Origin of the sequence: Streptomyces sp. NPDC101237, from assembly GCF_044767465.1 — a bacterium.
Lineage (GTDB): Bacteria > Actinomycetota > Actinomycetes > Streptomycetales > Streptomycetaceae > Streptomyces > Streptomyces gramineus.
This window is the reverse complement of record NZ_JBIWNY010000018.1, coordinates 59,302-78,660: the sequence shown is the minus strand read 5'-3', so window position 1 is coordinate 78,660 and position 19,359 is coordinate 59,302. Positions and strand designations below refer to the sequence as shown.

20 protein-coding genes and 1 pseudogene are annotated in these 19,359 nt (G+C 71.6%); 8 read left to right on the top strand and 13 right to left on the bottom strand.

Annotated elements, in window-relative coordinates:
- Positions 1-7: 7 nt before the first annotated feature.
- Complete coding sequence (locus tag ACIRQ9_RS26205; RefSeq protein WP_404178167.1) at positions 8-1,504, bottom strand: carotenoid oxygenase family protein; 1,497 nt, start codon at positions 1,502-1,504, stop codon at positions 8-10.
- A gap of 62 nt (positions 1,505-1,566) precedes the next feature.
- A complete protein-coding gene (locus tag ACIRQ9_RS26200; protein ID WP_404178164.1) occupies positions 1,567-2,481 on the bottom strand; it encodes a LysR substrate-binding domain-containing protein in 915 nt (304 codons plus the stop codon).
- A 111-nt stretch (positions 2,482-2,592) separates the two neighbouring features.
- On the opposite strand from ACIRQ9_RS26200, the gene mgrA reads away from it, so the two are divergent.
- A complete protein-coding gene (gene mgrA, locus ACIRQ9_RS26195; protein WP_404178161.1) occupies positions 2,593-3,585 on the top strand; it encodes an L-glyceraldehyde 3-phosphate reductase in 993 nt (330 codons plus the stop codon).
- Positions 3,586-3,654: 69 nt separating this feature from the next.
- Here the strand turns inward: mgrA and ACIRQ9_RS26190 are convergent.
- A pseudogene (locus ACIRQ9_RS26190) lies at positions 3,655-4,062 on the bottom strand (nuclear transport factor 2 family protein).
- 310 nt (positions 4,063-4,372) lie between these two features.
- Between ACIRQ9_RS26190 and ACIRQ9_RS26185 the strand changes: the two are divergent.
- Entirely contained in the window at positions 4,373-4,783 is a 411-nt protein-coding gene (locus ACIRQ9_RS26185; protein WP_404178158.1) for a hypothetical protein, read from the top strand.
- Positions 4,784-5,265: 482 nt separating this feature from the next.
- Positions 5,266-5,718, top strand: coding sequence for an ATP-binding protein (locus tag ACIRQ9_RS26180; protein WP_404178155.1), 453 nt, complete (start codon positions 5,266-5,268; stop codon positions 5,716-5,718).
- A 194-nt stretch (positions 5,719-5,912) separates the two neighbouring features.
- On the opposite strand, the gene ACIRQ9_RS26175 is transcribed toward ACIRQ9_RS26180, so the two are convergent.
- Together ACIRQ9_RS26175 and ACIRQ9_RS26170 are read right to left on the bottom strand one after the other, a co-directional pair.
- Positions 5,913-6,800 carry an RNA polymerase sigma factor SigF gene (locus tag ACIRQ9_RS26175; RefSeq protein WP_404178152.1) on the bottom strand — a complete coding sequence of 296 codons (888 nt, stop codon included), beginning with the start codon at positions 6,798-6,800 and terminating at the stop codon, positions 5,913-5,915.
- A gap of 208 nt (positions 6,801-7,008) precedes the next feature.
- Complete coding sequence (locus tag ACIRQ9_RS26170) at positions 7,009-7,803, bottom strand: class I SAM-dependent methyltransferase (RefSeq protein ID WP_404178458.1); 795 nt, start codon at positions 7,801-7,803, stop codon at positions 7,009-7,011.
- A 74-nt stretch (positions 7,804-7,877) separates the two neighbouring features.
- Here ACIRQ9_RS26170 and ACIRQ9_RS26165 point away from each other — a divergent pair, with 74 nt between their 5' ends.
- Positions 7,878-8,237 carry a helix-turn-helix domain-containing protein gene (locus ACIRQ9_RS26165; protein WP_404178149.1) on the top strand — a complete coding sequence of 120 codons (360 nt, stop codon included), beginning with the start codon at positions 7,878-7,880 and terminating at the stop codon, positions 8,235-8,237.
- 7 nt (positions 8,238-8,244) lie between these two features.
- Here ACIRQ9_RS26165 and ACIRQ9_RS26160 read toward each other — a convergent pair whose 3' ends face one another.
- The gene (locus ACIRQ9_RS26160) at positions 8,245-9,447 is read right to left on the bottom strand and encodes an epoxide hydrolase family protein (RefSeq protein WP_404178146.1); all 1,203 of its coding nucleotides are present in this window, start codon (positions 9,445-9,447) and stop codon (positions 8,245-8,247) included.
- A gap of 38 nt (positions 9,448-9,485) precedes the next feature.
- On the bottom strand, positions 9,486-9,626 hold the full coding sequence (locus ACIRQ9_RS26155; protein WP_404178143.1) for a hypothetical protein: 141 nt from the start codon (positions 9,624-9,626) through the stop codon (positions 9,486-9,488).
- Between ACIRQ9_RS26155 and ACIRQ9_RS26150 the strand changes: the two genes are divergently transcribed.
- Positions 9,625-10,107, top strand: a complete 483-nt coding sequence (locus ACIRQ9_RS26150; protein ID WP_404178140.1) for a VOC family protein — start codon at positions 9,625-9,627, stop codon at positions 10,105-10,107. The genes ACIRQ9_RS26155 and ACIRQ9_RS26150 overlap by 2 nt on opposite strands.
- 60 nt (positions 10,108-10,167) lie before the next feature.
- On the opposite strand, the gene ACIRQ9_RS26145 is transcribed toward ACIRQ9_RS26150, so the two are convergent.
- The 4 genes from ACIRQ9_RS26145 to ACIRQ9_RS26130 form a co-directional block, all read right to left on the bottom strand.
- Positions 10,168-11,052 carry a geranyl diphosphate 2-C-methyltransferase gene (locus ACIRQ9_RS26145; protein ID WP_404178137.1) on the bottom strand — a complete coding sequence of 295 codons (885 nt, stop codon included), beginning with the start codon at positions 11,050-11,052 and terminating at the stop codon, positions 10,168-10,170.
- Positions 11,053-11,100: 48 nt separating this feature from the next.
- On the bottom strand, positions 11,101-12,153 hold the full coding sequence (locus tag ACIRQ9_RS26140) for a family 2 encapsulin nanocompartment cargo protein terpene cyclase (RefSeq protein WP_404178134.1): 1,053 nt from the start codon (positions 12,151-12,153) through the stop codon (positions 11,101-11,103).
- A gap of 20 nt (positions 12,154-12,173) precedes the next feature.
- A complete protein-coding gene (locus ACIRQ9_RS26135; protein ID WP_404178131.1) occupies positions 12,174-13,616 on the bottom strand; it encodes a family 2B encapsulin nanocompartment shell protein in 1,443 nt (480 codons plus the stop codon).
- A gap of 228 nt (positions 13,617-13,844) precedes the next feature.
- A complete protein-coding gene (locus ACIRQ9_RS26130; protein WP_404178455.1) occupies positions 13,845-14,852 on the bottom strand; it encodes a zinc-binding alcohol dehydrogenase family protein in 1,008 nt (335 codons plus the stop codon).
- A 149-nt stretch (positions 14,853-15,001) separates the two neighbouring features.
- Here ACIRQ9_RS26130 and ACIRQ9_RS26125 point away from each other — a divergent pair, with 149 nt between their 5' ends.
- Both ACIRQ9_RS26125 and ACIRQ9_RS26120 read left to right on the top strand, forming a co-directional pair.
- On the top strand, positions 15,002-15,796 hold the full coding sequence (locus ACIRQ9_RS26125) for a VOC family protein (RefSeq protein ID WP_404178128.1): 795 nt from the start codon (positions 15,002-15,004) through the stop codon (positions 15,794-15,796).
- A 48-nt stretch (positions 15,797-15,844) separates the two neighbouring features.
- Entirely contained in the window at positions 15,845-16,549 is a 705-nt protein-coding gene (locus ACIRQ9_RS26120; RefSeq protein WP_404178125.1) for a ribonuclease H, read from the top strand.
- On the opposite strand, the gene ACIRQ9_RS26115 is transcribed toward ACIRQ9_RS26120, so the two are convergent.
- Together ACIRQ9_RS26115 and ACIRQ9_RS26110 are read right to left on the bottom strand one after the other, a co-directional pair.
- On the bottom strand, positions 16,531-17,352 hold the full coding sequence (locus tag ACIRQ9_RS26115; protein ID WP_404178122.1) for a tyrosinase family protein: 822 nt from the start codon (positions 17,350-17,352) through the stop codon (positions 16,531-16,533). The genes ACIRQ9_RS26120 and ACIRQ9_RS26115 overlap by 19 nt on opposite strands.
- A gap of 35 nt (positions 17,353-17,387) precedes the next feature.
- Positions 17,388-17,801 (bottom strand): tyrosinase cofactor, encoded by a 414-nt coding sequence (locus tag ACIRQ9_RS26110; protein ID WP_404178119.1) that lies wholly within the window; start codon positions 17,799-17,801, stop codon positions 17,388-17,390.
- Positions 17,802-18,142: 341 nt separating this feature from the next.
- On the opposite strand from ACIRQ9_RS26110, the gene ACIRQ9_RS26105 reads away from it, so the two are divergent.
- Positions 18,143-19,336, top strand: coding sequence for an FAD-dependent monooxygenase (locus ACIRQ9_RS26105; RefSeq protein WP_404178116.1), 1,194 nt, complete (start codon positions 18,143-18,145; stop codon positions 19,334-19,336).
- Positions 19,337-19,359 lie beyond the last annotated feature (23 nt).

The following is a 19,359-nucleotide window of genomic DNA, read 5'->3' as shown; positions in this document are numbered from 1 at the left end:
CGGTCCGTCATGCGTCCGGAATCCAGCTTCCGTGGAATCCCAGCGGCACCCGGCCGGGCAGGTGGATCCGGGCCAGCGGTTCGCCCGTGAAGTCCTGCGCTGCCAGGATCAGCAGGTCGGCGGCGCCGCGGTCGGGATCGTGGACGTAGGCGAGGGTGAACCCGTCGTCCTCCTCGGCCGCGTGTTCGCCCGGCACGAACACCGCCTCGCCGGCCGCCGCCCCCCTCGGCAGCCGGTGGACCTGCGCCGTGCCGCGCGCGAAGTCGTGCTTCAGCAGGGCGTTGGAGAAGGCGCGGTCCGGGGGATTGCCGTCCCCGGCCAGGTAGGCCACGGACATCTCGGCGGCCGCCGCTGAGTAGCCGTAGCGGTGCCGCCGCGAGACCAGGTTCTCGTTGACCCGTGGGAACTCCTGCGGCCTGTCGTCCACGGTCCGGCGGCTCACCCGCCCGTGGCGCAGATCCACCGTCCACCGTTCGAGCCGCGCGGTGCCCACCGCGTGCGGTCCGTCCGTGGCGGTCCCGGCCACGTCGAAGGGCGCCGGGTACGTGGTCAGGTCGATCACCACGCGGTCGCCCTCGTCGTAGGCGTTGAGGGTGTGCGAGTAGAAGACGGGGTCCACGCCGAACCAGCGGACCGCGCCGCCGGACCGGGGCATCACCCCGACCCGCGCCGGGTGCCGCCGGTTCCAGACGTACGGCACCGGGGCGCCGGCCTCGGCCGCCGCCGGGTCGAAGGTGACCGGGACGTCGAAGACCACCACGTGCCGCGCGGTGAGCGCGAAGTCGTGCATCATCGGCGCGTCCCGCACCGGGATCCGGGTGGTGCGCGCGACCCGGCCTGCCGGGTCCACGACCAGGTGCCGCACGTGGTCCCAGGTCGGGTAGTAGGTGATCGCGTGCAGCTCGCCCGCCTGCGCGTCGTACTTGGTGTGTGCGGTGAACGCGCCTTCCAGCGTGCCCCGGAAGTCGTGGGTGCCCACGGTGTTGAGTTCGCCGTCCAGTTCGTACGGCAGCGGGCCGCTCTCCTGGAGCGCGAGGATCCGGCCCCGGTAGGGGATGACATGGGTGTTGCAGGCGAAGTCGTCGGGCGGGACCGGGCCCGGGTACGACTCCCCGAGTTTCGCGGCGACCTGCGACGAGCGCACCCACCGGTTGCGGTACCACTCGGCCCGGCCCTCGCGCAGCCGTACGCCGTGCACCATGCCGTCGCCGAGCATCCAGTGGTGGGCCCGCGGGTCCTCCAGGCCCAGCACGTTGGGGCCGTTGCGCAGGAAACGGCCGTTCAGCTCGCGCGGGACGCGGCCGCTGACCGGCAGGTCGAAGGCCGTGAGTTCCTTCGTGACCGGTGCGAACGCGCCCTGGAGGAACGGATACCGGCGCTCCGCCGGTTCCGTGGTGGCCGGGCGTGCCGACGCCGCCGTGACTCCCGCCGTTCCGGCCGGCACGGTGGCCGCCGCGAGGCCCGCCGCGCCGCGCAGCACCGTACGCCGTGTCTGTTCCGCCATGTCCTTCGCTCCCCGTTCGTCGTTGCGGACGCTGACGAGTCTGCGCCGACGGGAAGCCGGGGTCAGGAGGGGTGGACACCCTCCGCGGGTGGTGCCAGGCCCCCTGTTTCCAGGAGCGTGACCAGCGCCCTGGCCGCCGGGCTGGTGGCGGTCTCGGGCGGCAGCAGGGCGACCGTCTCGTAGGCGTCCTCGTCGGTGTCCTTGAGCGCCAGCGCGGTGAGCGAGGGCCGCTTGTGCCGGAAGTGCCGGGGCACCACGGCGATACCGAGGTTCTCGTCGACCAGGTCGAGGAGGCTGTGCACGTCGTTGACCTCCAGCGCGACCGTGCGCCGTACCCCGGCCGCCGCGAAGGCCGAGTCGGTCGTGCGGCGTGGGCCCCAGTCCGGGTGGAAGTCGACGAACACCTCCCCGCCGAGGTCCGCGGGGACCACCGCGGGGCCGGCCGTGGCGAGCCGGTGGCTGGGATGGCACAGCACCGTCATCGGCTCGCCGGTGAGGGCCACCGAACGCAGCTGGTCGGTGTCGTCCTGGGTGCGGTAGGCGAAGGCCAGGTCCAGCCGCCCGGCCGCCACCTCCTCGGCCAGCGCGCCCGAACCGGCCTGCCGCAGCCGGATCTCGACGTCCGGGTGGCGGCGCCGGAAGGCGGCCAGCAGACCCGCCACGTGCACTCCGGCGATGCACTGCTCGGTGCCCAGCGCCAGCGTCCCGCGCAGCACGCCCTGCACCGCGGCCACCGCCTCGTGCGCCGCCCGCACCTGTGCGAGGATGCGCTCCGCCTCGCCGAGCAGTGCCCGGCCGGCCTCGGTGAGCGTGACCCGGCGGGTGGTCCGCACGAACAGCGGCGCCCGCAGCTCCCGCTCCAGGGCCCGGATCGAGGCGGACAGACCCGACTGGGACACCAGCAGCCGTTCCGCGGCCCGCGTGAAGTGCTGGTCCTCGGCGACGGCGACGAAGTGCTGGAGGTGGCGCAGTTCCATGATTGAGAAGCCTAGCCGCACAATTCCATCGCATTCTCCTGTTGGACCGCTGCGTGGGGAGCGGGGAAGAGTGGAACCGGTAGATCCTGTGCCCACCCCCCTGGAGCCGCGTTGTACACCGCACACCCCGACCGCTACGCCGACATGCCCTACCGCCGCAGCGGGCGCAGCGGCCTGAAGCTGCCCGCGCTGTCGCTCGGCCTGTGGCACAACTTCGGGCCGGACCGTCCGGTGACGGTCCAGCGGGCCATCCTGCGCCGTGCCTTCGACCTCGGGGTCACCCACTTCGACCTGGCCAACAACTACGGCCCGCCGCCCGGCTCCGCCGAGTCGGCGTTCGGAGAGGCGCTGAAGGCGGACTTCGCCGCGTACCGCGACGAGCTGGTGATCTCCACCAAGGCCGGCTACCTGATGTGGCCCGGACCGTACGGCGAGTGGGGTTCGCGCAAGTACCTGCTGTCGTCGCTGGACCAGTCCCTGAGCCGGATGGGCCTGGACTACGTCGACATCTTCTACTCGCACCGCCCGGACCCGGAGACTCCGCTGGAGGAGACGATGGGTGCCCTGCACGCGGCGGTGCAGCAGGGCAAGGCGCTGTACGTGGGCGTCTCCAACTACTCGGCCGAGCAGACCCGGGAGGCCGCCCGGATCCTCGGCGAGCTGGGCACCCCGCTGCTCATCCACCAGCCGCGGTACTCGATGCTCGACCGCCGCCCGGAGACCGAGGGCGTCCTGGACGCCCTCGACGAGCTCCAGGTCGGCTCCATCGTCTTCTCCCCGCTGGAGCAGGGGCTGCTGACCGGCCGCTACCTGGACGGCATCCCGGAGGGCTCCCGGGCGGCGAGCGACAGCCCGTTCCTGAACTCCGACGCGGTCACCGAGGACCTGGTGGCGCAGCTGCGCGACCTGGACGAGATCGCCAAGGGGCGCGGCCAGACGCTGGCGCAGCTGGCCCTGTCCTGGGTGCTGCGCGGCGGCCGGGTGACCTCCGCGCTGATCGGCGCGAGCAGCCCGCGCCAGGTCGAGGACTGCGTCGGCGCGATCGGCAACCTGGACTTCGACGCCGAGGAGCTGACGCGGATCGACGCGATCGTCAACCGGTGAGCGGCGGCGCCGGCCGCTGACGTGCCGGGTGCGGGGGACGCCCACGGCGTCCCCCGCGCGCGTGCCGGCTCAAGCTCCGGTCGGGACCCGGTCCAGGAAGCCCAGTACCCGCCGGATCCGGCCGTCCTCGCTCAGCGTGACGACGTCAAAACCGGCCACCGGTGCCGACCCTCCTCCCCCCAGAGGGGGTGCCCCCAGCCTCGTTCACCAGCTCCCAGCCGAAGCGCGGCGGTGTCGTGGTGGCCGTCGACGGTCCCGAGCGGACGGAACGCGAAACCGGGGAACGGCTCGTGCGCGGCGGTGATCACGGCCCTGATCTGGGCGTGTCCGGCCGCGTCGGCGAGCGGGCCGGTGCAGGTGCCTTCCGGAGCCCAGGATTCCGCGACCGCCTTGCGCAGCACCTCGGGGCCAGGTGGCGTTCCAGGCCTCGAAGGAGCGGGCGGCGGCGGCCTGGTGACGGTGGGTGTTCACGGACATGGCGAATCAGCCTCCCTTGAGGGTGTCACCGCTGTTCAGGGCCTGGATCGCGGCTCTCGGCGATCCGCTTGCACCACCCTGCCCGGATCCGGGTGACGGGTCGATCACCCCTCGGGTAATGAACGCTGGGCCGTACAGCTGGCGCATTCCGGCCAATTCGTAGGCCGAATATGCCAAGAGACTGGCCGGAAAGGTGTGGTGACAGTGTTTCGAAAGTGAACATACTCGAATGTCAGGGGCACTTCACCGCACAGGAGCCGCACGGAAAACCGGCCGCGACGGCACACCGGCGAGCTACGGGGGAGTGATCGTGCACGACGAATTCCTGTGCCATGTCACGGCATACGGGGTCTGCGGCGGGCAGCGCATCGGCGTCCCGCTCGGCACCTACCGTGCGCCGACCCTGGCACTCGCGCTGTGGTGGTTACGGGACCGGGCCTCGTGGATCGCGGAACGGCTGGACCCCTTACCCGAGAACCCCCGGTTCCCGCAGGGCGCGCTCGTCCCGGTGGGCGAGAGCGTCTCGGACGTCCCCGGCCTGCTGCGCGCCTGGTGTTCCGACGTGGTCGGGCAGGAGCTCGTCGCCGACGAGCTGGCCGGCGGACGGCTGGTGCGGATCGCCGTCCAGGACGACACCACCGAGTACGAACTGCTCGCCGAGTCCGTCGACGCCCTGCGCATGCAGCGCACCGTCCCCGCCCTGGTCGTCCCCGTGGCGTGACACGTGACAGCCGTGAGAGCCGCCGGCCGGTCCCGCGTGAGGCAGCCGGACGAGCACGGTGTACGAGCTGGCCCATCGGTAGAATTCCCGCCGTGGCGGCGCGGCCGGTCACCTCGACGTCGCCCGAACCGGTCCTGGAGACCGACACGGGTTCCACGGTGACGAGCCCGGGACGCGACCACCAGGGAGGGCGGACCCTCTCTGCGACGGCGGCGCCCTCTTCCGCGCTCCACCCGGCTCCCGGTACGTCGTCGGCATCGGCCGCCGGGTTCCCGGCCGGCCCGGCCGCACCGTGGGTCCCCCCTGGCTCGGCGCCCACCGCGCCCCCACAATCCGGAAGCCCCGGTTCCCCGGAAATGTGACCAGCATGACGCGTTTTCCACCCGATCCGGCGAACATGCCGAGGACTGTGGGACGACACTCGGGGTACGAGCATGGTTGCAACAGCGACCGGGCCGGGCGCCGGCCTCCTGGAGAGACGCATGATCGAACACCTGGGCGGGGCAGTGATACCGACTGGCTTCGACGTACCCGTGGAGCCGCTGCGACGCGCGGCGCACTACACCGGTGAGCCCGGCTGTATCGCCGACGCGCGGGACTTCGCGGCCCGGTTCCTGGAACAGCTCAGGACCGAATGGTGCGCCACGATCGGCCCCGGCGCCGACGGCGAGCTGCTCCTGGTGGTGAGCGAGCTGATCACGAACGCGGACCGGCACAGCAACGGGCCGTACATCCTCGAACTGGAGGGTACGGACAGCGCGGTCCTGGTCTCGGTCTACGACAGCAGCGCCGCGCTGCCCCGCCGGTTCCCGAGGGATCCCCAGCGGGTCGGCCGGCACGGTCTGGAGATCGTGCACGCCCTGGCCGCGGAGGTCACCGCCGAGCGGGTGCCGGTCGGCAAGCGCGTCCGCGCGCTGGTACCGCTCGTCCGCTGAGCCGCACCACGAGGGACTTCCGTCCGGGGAACTCCGCGCGAGCCCGGGCGTCAGGTCTGGGCCCGGGTGTCAGGCGTCCCGACACGCCCCGGGAAACCAAGAGCACCGAGACCGGAGAAGACCGGAGAGCTTCACGAACACCACGGGTGCCACCCCACGCGCCGGTGCGGGGCGGCACCCGTGAGTCCGCCGTCTCAGGCGCAGCCGAGTTCGCCGAGCATCCCCTGCCGCAGACGCGCGATGATCCGCTTGATGAGGCGGGAGACGTGCATCTGGGAGCAGCCGAGCCGCTCACCGATCTCCGCCTGGGTGGCCTCCTCCACGAACCGGAGGTGGATGATCTCCCGGTCCCGTTCGCTCAGCTCGGCCATGAGCGGGGCCAACGACTGGAAGTCCTCGACGAGCCGCAGCCCGTCCTCCTCGACGCCGATGAAGTCGGCGAGCACCGACTCGCCGTCCTCGGGGCCGTCGCCGGTGAGCGCGGCGTCCAGCGAGGAGGAGTTGTAGCCGTTGGAGGCCAGCTGGCCCTCGACCACCTCGGCCTCGGACAGGTTCATCAGCGTGGCGAGCTCGGCGACCGTCGGGTCCCGGTCGAGGCGGCTGGAGAGTTCCTCGCGCGCCTTGGCCAGCTCGACGCGCAGCTCCTGCAGCCGGCGCGGCACGTGCACGGCCCAGGTGGTGTCGCGGAAGAACCGCTTGATCTCGCCCACGATGTACGGCAGCGCGAAGGAGGTGAACTCGACCTCGCGCGACAGCTCGAACCGGTCGATGGCCTTGATCAGGCCGATCATCCCGGTCTGAACGATGTCCTCCATGTCGTCGCCGCGGTTGCGGAACCGTCCGGCCGCGAACCGCACCAGCGACATGTTCATCTCAATGAGGGTGTTGCGGGCGTACTGGAATTCCTGGGTGCCTTCCTCCAGCTCGGTGATCCGCTGGAAGAACTGGCGCGACAGCTCGCGCGCGTCCCGCGGGGCGATGGTCTTGGGGTCCTTGATTCCGGGCAGCACTACTCCTGCCGCCGAGTGCTCCTCGACGGACTTCTCCGTGCTCACTGCTTCCGACCGGATCCCGGTTGTCATTGCCTCTCCCCACGAAAGTCACGGTACGGCGTGTGCCTCTTCGGCCTGTGTCGTGCCGGCCTTGTCCAGTTGATCGCGCTGGCGCGGGTACCCGCTATCGGACATCCCATGCGTGCTTGACGGCTCGGCTACCCGCGATGACGCGTCGCATGCACCCCGATTACGCGTCCGGCGGAAATTTTTTTGGTGACGGCAGGTCCACGGCTCCTCACTCTCCGACGCGTACGGCCGTGATCAGCTCGTGCAGGTACCGCTTGACGACCACACCGCCGTACCGCGAGTCGACGAGGTCGCGGACGCAGTCCAGCAGACCCTGCCGGGCGTCCTCGGGCAGCAGCCGGTGGTTGGAGTAGGTGAGCAGGACGTCCAGGTAGGCCTCGGTGGTGTAGGTGATCTCCTGGGCGTGGCCGTGCACGGTGACGCCGGTGAAATGCGGGGAGTCGCCGAACTCGGCCGTGTCGGGGACGATCTCCGACTCCGGGGTCTGCCGCAGCCCCGGCGGGGTCGCCGGATCCCAGCGCTCGTAGCACGCCTGCACGTCGGCGAAGAAGTCCTCCGTGCCGCCCGCCACGTGGTGCGTGGTGACGACGGCGAGCAGTCCGCCGGCGCGCAGCGCGCGGGCCGCGGCGGGCACCCGGACCGCCGGGTCGATCCAGTGGAACGCCGTCGCGCACACCACCGCGTCGAACGGCTCCGGCGGCGGCTCCCACGTCTCGAAGTCCGCCGTCACGACGTCCACGGCGGGGAACGCGGCCAGCTCCCGGCGGGCCACCGCCGCCAGCGACGGCCCCAGCTCCACGGCCGTCACGGCACACCCGGTAGCGGCGAGGTCCACGGTGAGCTGCCCGGTGCCCGGAGCGATCTCCAGCACCCGCACCCCGGGGCCCGCGCCCGTGACCCGCACCATCTCCTCGACCAGGGACGACGGATAACGCGGCCGCGCGCGCAGGTACCGTTCCGCGTCCTGGTCGAAGGTGTCCCGCAGCTCCGGTCCCGTTCCCATGAACTCGATCGCCTCCACGCCCGGCAGCATGCCGATCCGCCGCCGCGGCGGGCCACTGCTTTTAGGCTGTCGGAGTGAGCAGCCAACCGCCGAACCCCGCGCCCGCCGTCCCGCCGAGCCCCCGCGCGCCCGTCCCGCAGACCAGGGAACCCCTCTGGCGCGACCTGGTCGGAGACGTCCTGCGCCGCGAACGGCTGGACCAGGAGCGCACCCTCAAGGACGTCGCGGAGAGCGCCCGGATCTCCATGCCCTACCTGTCCGAGATCGAACGCGGCCGCAAGGAGGCCTCCTCCGAGGTCCTCGCGGCCGCCGCGCACGCCCTCGGGCTCGACCTCGGGAGCCTGGTGTCCCGGGTCCACTCCGAGTTCTCCCGTCGCACCGCCCCGGGCCGGACCGTGCGCGGTCCCCGCAACGCCCTGTGCCTGGCCGCCTGACGGCGGTTCAGCGAACGCCCTGCTCCCGCAGCTGCCGGAAGAACGCCCGGACGTCGCCCACCAGCAGGTCCGGCTCCTCCATCGCCGGGAAGTGCCCGCCCCGGTCGAACTCCGTCCAGCGCACGATGTTCTCCGTGCGGTCGGCCTTGTGCCGCAGCGGACGGTGGGGTTCGGCCGGGAACAGGGCGAGGGCGGTCGGCGCCGTGGAGGGCCGGGAGGGCGCGGTGGCGCGGGAGCCGGTGGCGTGCGCCCGTTCCCAGTAGATGCGGGCGGACGAGGCGGCCGTACCGGTCAGCCAGTACAGCATCACGTCGGTGAGCATCCGGTCCCGGTCCACCGCCTCCTCCGGCAGCTCCGCGGAGTCCGTCCACTCCTGGAACTTCTCGACGATCCAGGCGAGCTGTCCCACCGGTGAGTCCGTGAGCGCGTAGCCGGGGGTGTGCGGGCGGCTGCTCTGCAGGACCGCGTAGCCCGTGCTCTCCCGGGACCAGGCGGCCCAGCGGCGCCACGAGTCGAGGGTGTGCGCCCGCTCCTCGGGATCGAGCGCGGCCAGCTCCTCGGCGGTGGGCTCGGTGGCCTGCTGCGCGCCCGGCAGCAGGTTCAGGTGCACACCGATCACCCGGCCGGGATGGGCGCGGCCCAGCTCACGGGAGATCGCCGCACCCCAGTCACCGCCCTGCGCGCCGAACCGCTCGTAGCCCAGCCGGCCCATCAGCTCCGCCCAGGCGTCCGCGACCCGGCCGGCCTCCCAGCCGGGTGCCGTGGTCGGACCGGAGAACCCGAAACCGGGGACGCTCGGCACCACCACGTGGAAGGCGTCGGCCGGATCCCCGCCGTGGGCCGCGGGGTCCGTGAGCGGTCCCACCACGTCGAGGAACTCCACGATCGAGCCTGGCCAGCCATGGGTGATCACCAGCGGGGTGGCGTCCGGCTCGGGCGAGCGGATGTGCGCGAAGTGCACGCGGGCCCCGTCGATCACCGTCGTGAACTGGGGCCACGAGTTCAGCAGCGCCTCGGCCGCCCGCCAGTCGTACGTGTGCCGCCAGTAGTGCGCGAGGTCCCGCAGGTACGCCGTCGGGACGCCGTACTCCCAGCCCGCGCCCGGCAGCTCGGCCGGCCAGCGGGTGCGGTCCAGACGGTCGTGGAGGTCGTCCAGGTCGCTCTGGGGGACCGAGACGCGGAACGGTTCGACGGCCGGCGAAGAGATCATGGTCGGTCATGCTAGGCGTGGTGCGAAAGTCCCGTCGATCACCCGGAGGGCGTGCCGCGCGGCGTCAGGCGGGACATTCGCACCATGCCCTGGGCGCCGGGGTGGCGGTCGGCGATGAGTTTCCCGCCGTACGGGGGTCGGTACGGATGACCCTGTTCCACGCTCCAGGAGGTGTCCATGACCACCGACGGTTTCACCACGTGTCTCTGGTTCGACGGCCAGGCCGAGGAGGCCGCCCACTACTACGTGTCGGTGTTCAAGAACTCCGGCATCGGACGGATCGGCCACTACACCGAGGCCGGACCGGGCCGGGCCGGATCGGTCGTCACCGTCGAATTCACCGCCAACGGCCAGAGGTTCGTCGCCGTCAACGGGGGACCCGACTTCACGTTCAACGAGGCGGTCTCCTTCCAGGTCCACTGCGACGGCCAGGAGGAGGTCGACCACTACTGGGCCAGGCTCACCGAGGACGGCGGCGAGCCCGGACCGTGCGGCTGGCTCAAGGACAAGTACGGCGTGTCCTGGCAGGTGGTCCCGGACGGACTCGTCGAGATGATCTGTGACGCCGACCAGGAGCGGGCGGCCCGCACCGCGCGGGCGATGTACGCGATGGGCAAACTGGACATCGCCGCCCTGACGAAGGCGCACGCGGGCGAGTGACCGGCGCGCGGACGCGGGGCGGCGTCCTCGGACTCCGCCCCGCGCGGGGACCGTGCCGGGTCAGACCCGGTCGGCCACGATCAGCAGGTACTGGAAGCTGCCGTTCTTGTACGCGGTGAGGAAGGGATCCTCGACGCCCGTCACCAGGTGGTCGGCCTGCTTGCGCAGTTCCCAGTACGGGATGGCCGCCTCGGTGAGGTCCTCCACGTGGACCGGCACCAGCCGGTTGTTCGCCATCGCCCGGAAGTACTCCGACCTCGGGTGGATGTCACAGATGTAGTGGGCGTTGATCAGCGACACCTCGCGGGACGCCTGCCCGTAGGTGTTGTTGTAGCAGCCGGTGATCGTGACGTAGCGGCCGCCGCGGCGCAGCAGCCGGGCGTGCTCGGCGAAGAGCAGCTCCAGCTCGACGTACATGGTGGACTCGTTGTTCCACGAGGCCGCGTACGCGCCGGTCTCGAACCCGGTGTCCAGCATGTTCCGGTGGTGGTAGCGGACCTTGTCGGCGACCTCCCGCTTGCGGGCCATGCCGTTGGCGAACTCGGCCTGCTTGGCGGAGATGGTCACGCCGTCGCAGTGGCAGCCGTAGCGCAGGTTCGCCACGATGCTGCCGCCGCCCCGGCCGCAGCCGGCGTCGAAGACCCGGTCGTCCGGGGTGAGCGGGCCGAGGTGGCCGGCGAGCAGTTCGGCCTGCGCGTGTTCCAGCCGGTGCAGTTCGCCGGTGACCCGTTCCTTGCGCAGTTCGGGGTCGGGCTCGTCGAGCACCGACCAGTCGGCCTCACCGATGCCGTAGTGGTGGTGGTAGAGGTCGTCGATCCTTCCGAGTTCCAGGTTGACCGGGTTCTCCTCGGCGTTCCAGTACTCCGCGACGCTGTTCTGGTACCTGGACTGGGTGGGCACCGGTGCTGACGTGGTGGTCTTCCGAGCGACAGGGGCGGTGGTCAACAGTTGCTCCTCGACGTGTTGCTGACGGTGGTTCGGATGTGCTCGCCGCTACCAGTAGTCGGGCAGGTGGTAGCGGTTGCTGTTGGTGGCGTGCCATTCGTGGTTGCCCGAGACCCAGGCGGCCAGGCCCTCCGCGTACCGCGCGACCAGTGGCGAGCCGGCGGCCAGGGCGGCCGACTCCTCCTCGAAGGCGGCCATGATCCGGTTGTGGATGTCGACGGACTTCAGATACGCCGCCTTCAGCCCGCGCCGGTCGTTGGCGGCCACCACCTGCGGCAGGTTGAGGTGGTCCGGGTCGCTCGCCAGCTCCTTGGTGAAGGAGTACAGGTCGTTGACGATCGTGGTCGCGTTGCAGGCCAGCGCCGTGATCCGCTGGATCTCCGGGCGGGCGTACAGCGGCTCCGGCAGTTCGTAGCCGTCCACCGCGTCCACGATCGACAGACACGGCCGGAAGTTGTTGAACTGCCGCATCACCAGGTACTCCCAGACCCGCGGCATGTACCCGGTCTCCATCCAGGCGGCCTCGCCCAGGTACCCGAGGTGCAGCCGGGCGACGTCGTGCACGAACCGGTCGGTCTGGCTGGGAGTGGCGAACTCCGCGAAGTCGGCGAGGGCGAGGCGGTACGAGCGCAGCGGGCCGTCGGCGCCGATGCCCTCGCGCCACTCCTCCTCCATCTCCGGGACGCCGTGGTAGGGGTCGAGCGCCGACTGGGCGATGATCAGCGGACCGCCCAGGCCGCGCCGGGAGCCGCCGCGCCCTTCGTCCTCCTCGCAGTAGCAGGAGTCGACGATGTTCTCGGCCAGCAGCAGCTTGCCGGCGACGGTCAGCCGGTCCAGGTCGAGACCGCCCGGGTGCTGGAGGGCGACGGCCCGGCCGAACTGGAAGCCCGAGAAGTCCCCTTTCCAGGCCTCGGGAAACAGGTCGAACTCGCGGGCCCAGGCCTCGAGGCGCCGGTCGAGCTCGGCGGCCTTGGCGGGATCGGCGGGCACGGCCGGCCGGTAGTGCAGCCCGGGGACCGCTCCGGTGCGCCGGGCCGGACGCAGGCTCCGCGCGAGGCTCGGCGGTCCGGGCAGGACGTAGGAGGTGGTGGGTGTGGTCATGGTGACTGTGCTCCAGGCCGTCAGTCGGCGGTGCGGCCGAGCTGGACGTTCTCCAGGATCCCGGCCGCGTCGGGGACCAGGATGGCCAGCGAGTAGTAGGCGGTGACCAGGTAGTTGACGATGGCCTGTTCGTTGACGCCCATGAAGCGGACGTTCAGGCCGGGCTGGAACTCCTCCGGGATGCCGGTCTGGTAGAGGCCGACGACCCCCTGGTCGGCCTCTCCGGTGCGCAGCGCGATGATGCTGGTGGTGTGGTCGTCGCTGATCGGGATCTTGCTGCACGGATAGATGGGGACGCCGCGCCAGGCCGGGATCTCGTGGCCGTCCACGGTCGCGCTGGGAGGCACCAGTCCGCGCCGGTTGCACTGCCGGAAGAACGCCGCGATCGCCTTGGGATGGGCGAGGATCACCTTGGTCTTGCGGCGCATGGAGATCAGCTCGTCCATGTCGTCCGGGGTCGGCGGGCCGGTGAAGGAGCTGATCCGCTGCCCGTAGTCGATGTTGTGGAGCAGGCCGAAATCGCGGTTGTTGACCAGCTCCCACTCCTGGCGCTCACGGATCTCCTCGACCGTGAGGCGCAGCTGCTGCTGGGTCTGGTCCATCGGGTCGTTGTAGAGGTCGGCGACCCGGGAGTGCACCCGCAGCACGGTCTGGGTGAGCGACAACTCGTACTCGCGGGGCGCCAGGTCGTAGTCCACGAAGCCGCCCCGCAGGGTCGGCTCGCCCCGGTGGCCGGCCTGAACCGGCACCTCGGCCTCGCCCTTGCGGTTCATCGGCAGCCGCTGCCGGTCCACGTAGGCCCGCAGGTGCGCGCCCAGCGACGGCACCCGGTCCATGACCTCCTCGACGACCGTCCACGGCAGCGCCAGGACCACGCCGGCGGTCTCGGCCCGGACCGAGGTCAGCCAGAGCGGGTCGGTCTGGCCGACCGCCTCGTCGCCCATCTGGTCGCCGTCGGAGACGACTCCGACGACCTCCTCCTCGCCGTACTTGCCGGCCGCGAACCGGATGAACCGGCCGTGCACCACCAGGTAGGTCTCGGTGACCGGCTGCCCGGCCTCGAACAGCACCTGCCCGGCCCGCACTTCGCGGGCCTGGAACCGCTCGGCGATCTGGGTCAGCGCGTCCAGGTCGTCGTAGCCGCGCAGCACCGGCAGTTCGGTGAGCGTCGCCGGGATGACCCGGATGTCGTCCCCGCCGTTCTGCTCGAAGCTCACCCGGCCGCGTCCGGTGCGCAGTTGGAGACGGCGGTTGACCCGGTAGGCGCCGCCTTTGACGTCCACCCACGGCAGTGTCCTCAGCAGCCATCGCGAGGTGATGGCCTGCATCTGCGGTTCGGACTTGGTGGTCGTGGTGAGCTGCCGCGCGGCCCGGGTGCTCAGACTGGTGAGCTCGGCTGCGGTGGCCGGATCCGGCTCGGGCTCGTCGACGGCGGAGCCGATGACGCTGTCCGGTGTGGACACATTCCCTCCAGCAGAGAGGCGAACAGAGGTGACCCGGAGGGTCGGTGGTGTGCGAGGTGGCGCTGCGCGAGGACCAGCCAAACAGCCGTGGTGATCTAGGGATACGGCGTGAAAGGGGCGGTTGCGCGCCTTAGTTGCGCAAACCCGGTGTCAGGGGCGGAAAAGGTCGCGTTCCTTGATCGCGCGCCGGTGATCCGCTCCGGTGCCCGGGTCCGGCGTGGATTGGACTCAGGAAAGATCGTTGACCAGCACCGCGGCACCGTCGAAGCGCCCGGCCTTCAGGTCCCGCAGGGCTCGCGGAGCCTCCGACAGCGGGTAGGCGTGTGTGGTCGCGCGCACCTGGTGGCGCTCGGCCAGCGCCAGGAACTCCCGGCCGTCGGCACGGGTGTTGGAGGTGACACTGCGCAGCTCCCGCTCGTAGAACAGCTCCCGCTCGTAGTTCAGCGGCGGTACGTCGCTGAGGTGGATGCCGGCCACCGCCAGCACCCCGCCCCGGTCCAGCGCGCGCAGCGCGACCGGCACCAGATCGCCGACCGGGGCGAACAGCACGGCGCTGTCCAGCGGTTCGGGCGGCGCGTCGGTGACGTCCCGGGCCGAGGCCGCGCCCAGCTCCAGGGCCAGCCGCCGGGCCTCGGCGCCCCTCGTCAGCACGTGCACGGTGGCGCCCTCCGCGAGCGCCACCTGCGCGCAGAGGTGGGCGCTGCCGCCGAAGCCGTACAGGCCGACGCGGGCGCCGGGCGGCGGCGCGGACCGGCGCAGCGCGCGGTAGCCGATGATCCCGGCGCACAGCAGCGGCGCCGGCGCCACGTCGTCGACGGCGCCGGGCAGCCGGTAGGCGAAGTCCTCCGGGACCGTCGTGTACTCCGCGTAGCCGCCGTCCGCGTCCCAGCCGGTGTACTCGGAGCGGGGGCAGAGGTTCTCGGCGCCGCGCCGGCAGTAGGCGCACGTCCCGTCCGTGCGCCGCAGCCAGGCCACCCCGACCCGGTCGCCCGTCGAGAAGTCCGCGACCCCGGGCCCCAGGCCCGCGACCACGCCGACCACCTCGTGTCCCGGCGTCACCCCGGACCGGTGCACCGGCAGGTCGCCCTCCGTGACGTGCAGATCGGTCCGGCACACCCCGCAGGCGGCCACCCTGACCAGCAGCTCGCCTGCTCCGGGCACCGGCACCGGACGCTCGGTGAGGCGGAGCGGGTCCTCCTCGACCGGTCCGGGCCGCGTCACCGTCCACGCCCGCATCATGTCCGCCATGTCGCGTCGCCTCCGCCGAAGCCGCCCGGTCGTCCTTCCCAGTCTCCGCCGGAGTCCGGCGTTCGGCGCGCGGGCGGTCGGGCCGGTGGCTAGCGTGAGGAAACGGGAGAATCCGTGCGATCGGAAAGGCCGCGGCCATGCCGGTACAACCTGAGGGAACCCCCTGCTGGGTCGACGCGATGTTCAGCGACCTGGAGGGCGCCAAGAGCTTCTACGGCGAGGTCCTCGGCTGGACGTTCGGCGAGTCGTCGTCGGAGTACGGCAACTACACCCAGGCCTACGCGAACGGCAGGGCCGTGGCCGCCGTCGTCCCGCCCATGCCCGGACAGGAGGGCCAGTCGCAGTGGTGTCTGTACTTCGCCTCGCCGGACGCGGCGGCCCTCGCCGAGCGGATCCGCGACGCCGGCGGCGAGGTGCTGATGGAGCCGATGCGGGTCGGCGACTTCGGCACGATGTGCCTGGCGCGTGAGCCGAGCGGCGCGGTGTTCGGCATCTGGCAGGGCGGCGTCCACGAGGGCTTCGAGGCCACGGCGGTGCCCGGCGCCTACTGCTGGGCGGAGGTCTTCACCCGCGAGCCGGAGAAGGCCGACGCCTTCTTCACCACGCTCTTCTCCTACACGGCCCGGCAGGTCGAGGACGCCCACGTCGACTTCCGGATGTTCGACGTGGGCGGGAACACGGTCCTCGGCCGGATGGCGATGAGCGACGAGTTCCCGCCCGAGGTGCCCTCGTACATCAACGTCTACTTCACCGTCGCCGACTGCGACCAGGCGGTCGCCCAAGCCGTCGAGCGGGGCGCGGTGCTGCGGTTCGGCCCGATGAGCAGCCCGTTCGGCAGGTTCGCGGCGCTCACCGATCCGCAGGGGGCGCACTTCTCCGTGATCGACATCACCACCACCGAGGGTGAGCAGCCCCCGGTCAAGGACGTCTGACCAGGGCGGAGCCCGGACCTCGGCCGGGTGACCGGGTCCGGCCGTGGCATGATCGGGGCCATGCGTGAACGAGTGGTGGCCGCGTGCGACGGGGCTTCTAAGGGAAACCCCGGACCGGCCGGCTGGGCGTGGGTGGTGTCCGACGACGCGGCGACTCCGGCCCGCTGGGAGGCCGGTCCGCTCGGCAAGGCCACCAACAACGTGGCCGAACTGACCGCGCTGGAGCGGCTGCTGACGGCCGTCGCCCCGGACGTGCCGCTGGAAGTGCGGATGGACTCGCAGTACGCCATGAAGGCGGTCACCACCTGGCTGCCCGGCTGGAAGCGCAACGGCTGGAAGACCGCGGCGGGCAAGCCGGTCGCCAACCAGGACCTCGTCGTGCGCATCGACGAACTCCTCGACGGCCGGTCGGTCGACTTCCGGTACGTCCCCGCCCACCAGGTGGACGGCGACCCGCTGAACGACTTCGCCGACCGCGCGGCCAGTCAGGCGGCGACGGCCCAGGAGGCCGCGGGCAGCGACCTGGGTTCCCCGGTGCCGCCGCCTTCGCCGGTCTCCGCCGCCCCCGCCGGGGCGCCGCGCCGCAAGGCGGCGCCCCGCAAGAGCGCCGCCGGCGGCGGCGCGGCGCGCACCATCAAGGCCAAGTTCCCCGGCCGCTGCCTGTGCGGCCGCTCCTACGCGGCGGGCGAGCAGATCGCGAAGAACGGGCAGGGCTGGGGCCACCCGGAGTGCCGTCAGACGTCGAACGTGTAGAACCGCGTGTGGTCGAGCAGGTCGGCCGGCCGCACGTCGTTCCACGGCTTCATCGTCTCGTTCAGGTCGACGACGTCCGGGGTGCCGCCGCCCGGCAGGTAGGCGGCCTGTGGATGCCGGCGCTGCCACTCGGCCCACAGCTTGTCGATGAAGGCGTGGTGCAGCCAGAACACCGGGTCGTTGGGGGAGACCCCGGTGGCCATCTGACCGCCGACCCACACATGGACCCGGTTGTGCAGGTTGACCCCGCGCCAGCCCTCCAGATGGTTCCGGAAGCCGTCCGAGGCGCTGTTCCAGGGGGCCATGTCGTAGGTCGCCATGGCGAGCACCGATTCGACCTCGGCCCGGGTGGGCAGCTCGCGCACGCCGGTCCCGAGCGACCTGCGCAGGTATGTACGGCCGTCCACCCGGACGTCGAGCGGCCAGTTGCCGCCCGCCGCGGCGAACGGTCCGTCCATGACCCGCCCGTCGGAGGCGCGCCCGGTGCCGCCGAGGAAGTCCGGTGCCCACAGTGCGGCACGGACGGTGCGGTCGGTGCTCCAGTCCCAGTAGGGGAGCGCCACCGAGGAGTCCACCGACTGGAGCGCCCGCTCGAAGTCGAGCAGGAATCTGCGGTGCCAGGGCAGGAACGACGGCGAACGATGGCCGGTGCGCTCCGAGTCGTCGGTGTCGGACATGATGAAGGCGTTGTGCGTGCGCACGAAGTCGTCGTAACGCCCGCTGCGCTTCAGGGCGATGACGGCGGCGACGAACCGCCGCTTCTCGTCGGTGGACAGGGCGGCCTGGTTCTTGCGTACGGTCATGATCTTCGGAGCTCCGGAATTCCTTGCGGGGGCTGTCAGTTGGCGGGGAACGGCAGCAGCGGGGCGCCCTGCAACTCGTCCACCGCGGCGCGGGCGACCGCGCGCGGGGTGCGCACCGGCTGGTAATGGCTGACCACGCTGATCCAGCTGCCGTCCGCGTTGCGCATCACGTGCAGCTCCACACCGTCCACGAACACCGCGTATCCGGTGCCGTGGCCGTGGTGGTGACCGCCCATGCCCGCCATGCCCCCCATCCCGCTCATGTCGTCCGCGTCCGACGGACGGCCCTGTATCCGGCGGCCCTTGTAGACCTCGTCGAAGGGTTCGAGCGCTCCCTCCCGCGGGTGAGGTGCGGCCGAGGCGCCGGCGGCCGTGAGGGTGGTGGCGCCGGCCGCGGCGGCGAGGGCGGCCGCGGCGGTGAGCGCGCGGCGGCGGGTCAGTTCGGGCATACGGATGCTCCTGTGCTGGGTGCGGGTGATGACTCCGTATGCCTATCCGCCGGTTTCCGGGCGGGAGAAATCGCCCGGATCGGGTTGGCTGCGATCAGGACAATTGACTACATGTCATACAAGCTTGAACTAAGATGATCTTGCTTTGGATGTCGACCGGCCGGTACCGGAACGGGGAATTCCTTGCCGGGGTGAGGGGGTTTCCGGCGATCTTTCGCGCGGACCCGGCGTCCGGGTGGTGTGGCTCACGCCGTCAATCTGGCGCGATTCGAAAGCCCGGCCGAGCCCGTCCGCGCTGCTACCCTGCGAGGCCAATCGACCACTTTCGGTGACATCCAGGGGTGCGTGTGAAGGTCGTCTGCGTCGGAGGCGGGCCCGCAGGCCTGTATCTAGCGATCCTGCTCAAGAGGCAGGATCCGTCCCACGACATCACCGTCCACGAACGCAACCCGGAGGGCTCGACCTACGGGTGGGGCGTCACCTACTGGCGGGCCCTGATGGACCGGCTGCACGCGTACGACCCGGAGTCGGCGCGCGCCGTCGAGGAGAGCTCGGTGCGCTGGCACCAGGGGGTCGCCCATGTCCGCGACCAGGTCACCCGCCGGCCCGGCGACCCGGGCCACGGCATCGGCCGCCACCGCCTCCTCGCGATCCTCGCCGCCCGCGCCCGGTCCCTCGGCGTGCGGCTGGAGTTCGAGAGCGAGATCACGCCCGACGACCTCCCCGACGCCGACCTGGTGGTGGCCGCCGACGGCATCCACAGCGCCCTGCGCACCCGGCACGCCGCCGACCTCGGAGCCGAGGTCAGCGAGGGCCGCAACCACTACGTCTGGCTCGGCACCACCAAGGTCTTCGACTCCTTCACCTTCGCCTTCGCCGAGACCGACCACGGCTGGGTCTGGTGCTACGGCTACCCCTACGACGACGGGCACAGCACCTGCGTCATCGAGTGCGCCCCCGCGACCCTCACCGGCCTCGGCCTCGACACCCTGCCCGAGGCCGACCAACTGGCCCTGCTGGAGAAGCTGTTCGCCGACATCCTGGACGGCAGGCCGCTGATCGGCGGATCCTCCGCCACCGTCTGGCCCACCTTCCGCACCCTCACCAACCGCACCTGGCACCACGGCAACCTCGTCCTGCTCGGCGACGCCGCCCACACCACCCACTACTCCATCGGCGCCGGCACCACCCTCGCCCTGGAGGACGCGATGTGCCTCGCCGACGCCCTGCGCGAGCACGGCGCCGTACCGCAGGCCCTCGCCGCCTACGAGCGGCGGCGGCGCGCCGAACTGGTCTCCGCCCAGAGCGCCGCCCGGCTCAGCGCCCAGTGGTACGAGAACCTGCCCCGCTACATCGACCTGCCCGCGCACCGCATGTTCGCCCTGCTCGGCCAGCGTCACTCGCCGCTGCTGCCCTACGTGCCGCCGCAGCTCTACTACGGCATCGACAAGGCGGCCGGGCGGCTGGAGGTGCTGCGCCGGCTCAAGAGGTGGCTCGGGCCGCGAGCGGCGCGCGCCCTGCACACCCGGCCGTAGACGCCCTTGGCGGCGGCACGAGT

Coding starts and splice junctions, on each gene's coding strand:
- ACIRQ9_RS26205 (WP_404178167.1), bottom strand. CDS start 1,504: ATGGCGGAACAGACACGGCGTACGGTGCTGCGCGGCGCGGCGGGCCTC.
- ACIRQ9_RS26200 (WP_404178164.1), bottom strand. CDS start 2,481: ATGGAACTGCGCCACCTCCAGCACTTCGTCGCCGTCGCCGAGGACCAG.
- ACIRQ9_RS26180 (WP_404178155.1), top strand. CDS start 5,266: ATGATCGAACACCTGGGCGGGGCAGTGATACCGACTGGCTTCGACGTA.
- ACIRQ9_RS26175 (WP_404178152.1), bottom strand. CDS start 6,800: ATGACAACCGGGATCCGGTCGGAAGCAGTGAGCACGGAGAAGTCCGTC.
- ACIRQ9_RS26170 (WP_404178458.1), bottom strand. CDS start 7,803: ATGGGAACGGGACCGGAGCTGCGGGACACCTTCGACCAGGACGCGGAA.
- ACIRQ9_RS26160 (WP_404178146.1), bottom strand. CDS start 9,447: ATGATCTCTTCGCCGGCCGTCGAACCGTTCCGCGTCTCGGTCCCCCAG.
- ACIRQ9_RS26150 (WP_404178140.1), top strand. CDS start 9,625: ATGACCACCGACGGTTTCACCACGTGTCTCTGGTTCGACGGCCAGGCC.
- ACIRQ9_RS26155 (WP_404178143.1), bottom strand. CDS start 9,626: ATGGACACCTCCTGGAGCGTGGAACAGGGTCATCCGTACCGACCCCCG.
- ACIRQ9_RS26140 (WP_404178134.1), bottom strand. CDS start 12,153: ATGACCACACCCACCACCTCCTACGTCCTGCCCGGACCGCCGAGCCTC.
- ACIRQ9_RS26130 (WP_404178455.1), bottom strand. CDS start 14,852: ATGCGGGCGTGGACGGTGACGCGGCCCGGACCGGTCGAGGAGGACCCG.
- ACIRQ9_RS26125 (WP_404178128.1), top strand. CDS start 15,002: ATGCCGGTACAACCTGAGGGAACCCCCTGCTGGGTCGACGCGATGTTC.
- ACIRQ9_RS26120 (WP_404178125.1), top strand. CDS start 15,845: ATGATCGGGGCCATGCGTGAACGAGTGGTGGCCGCGTGCGACGGGGCT.
- ACIRQ9_RS26115 (WP_404178122.1), bottom strand. CDS start 17,352: ATGACCGTACGCAAGAACCAGGCCGCCCTGTCCACCGACGAGAAGCGG.
- ACIRQ9_RS26110 (WP_404178119.1), bottom strand. CDS start 17,801: ATGCCCGAACTGACCCGCCGCCGCGCGCTCACCGCCGCGGCCGCCCTC.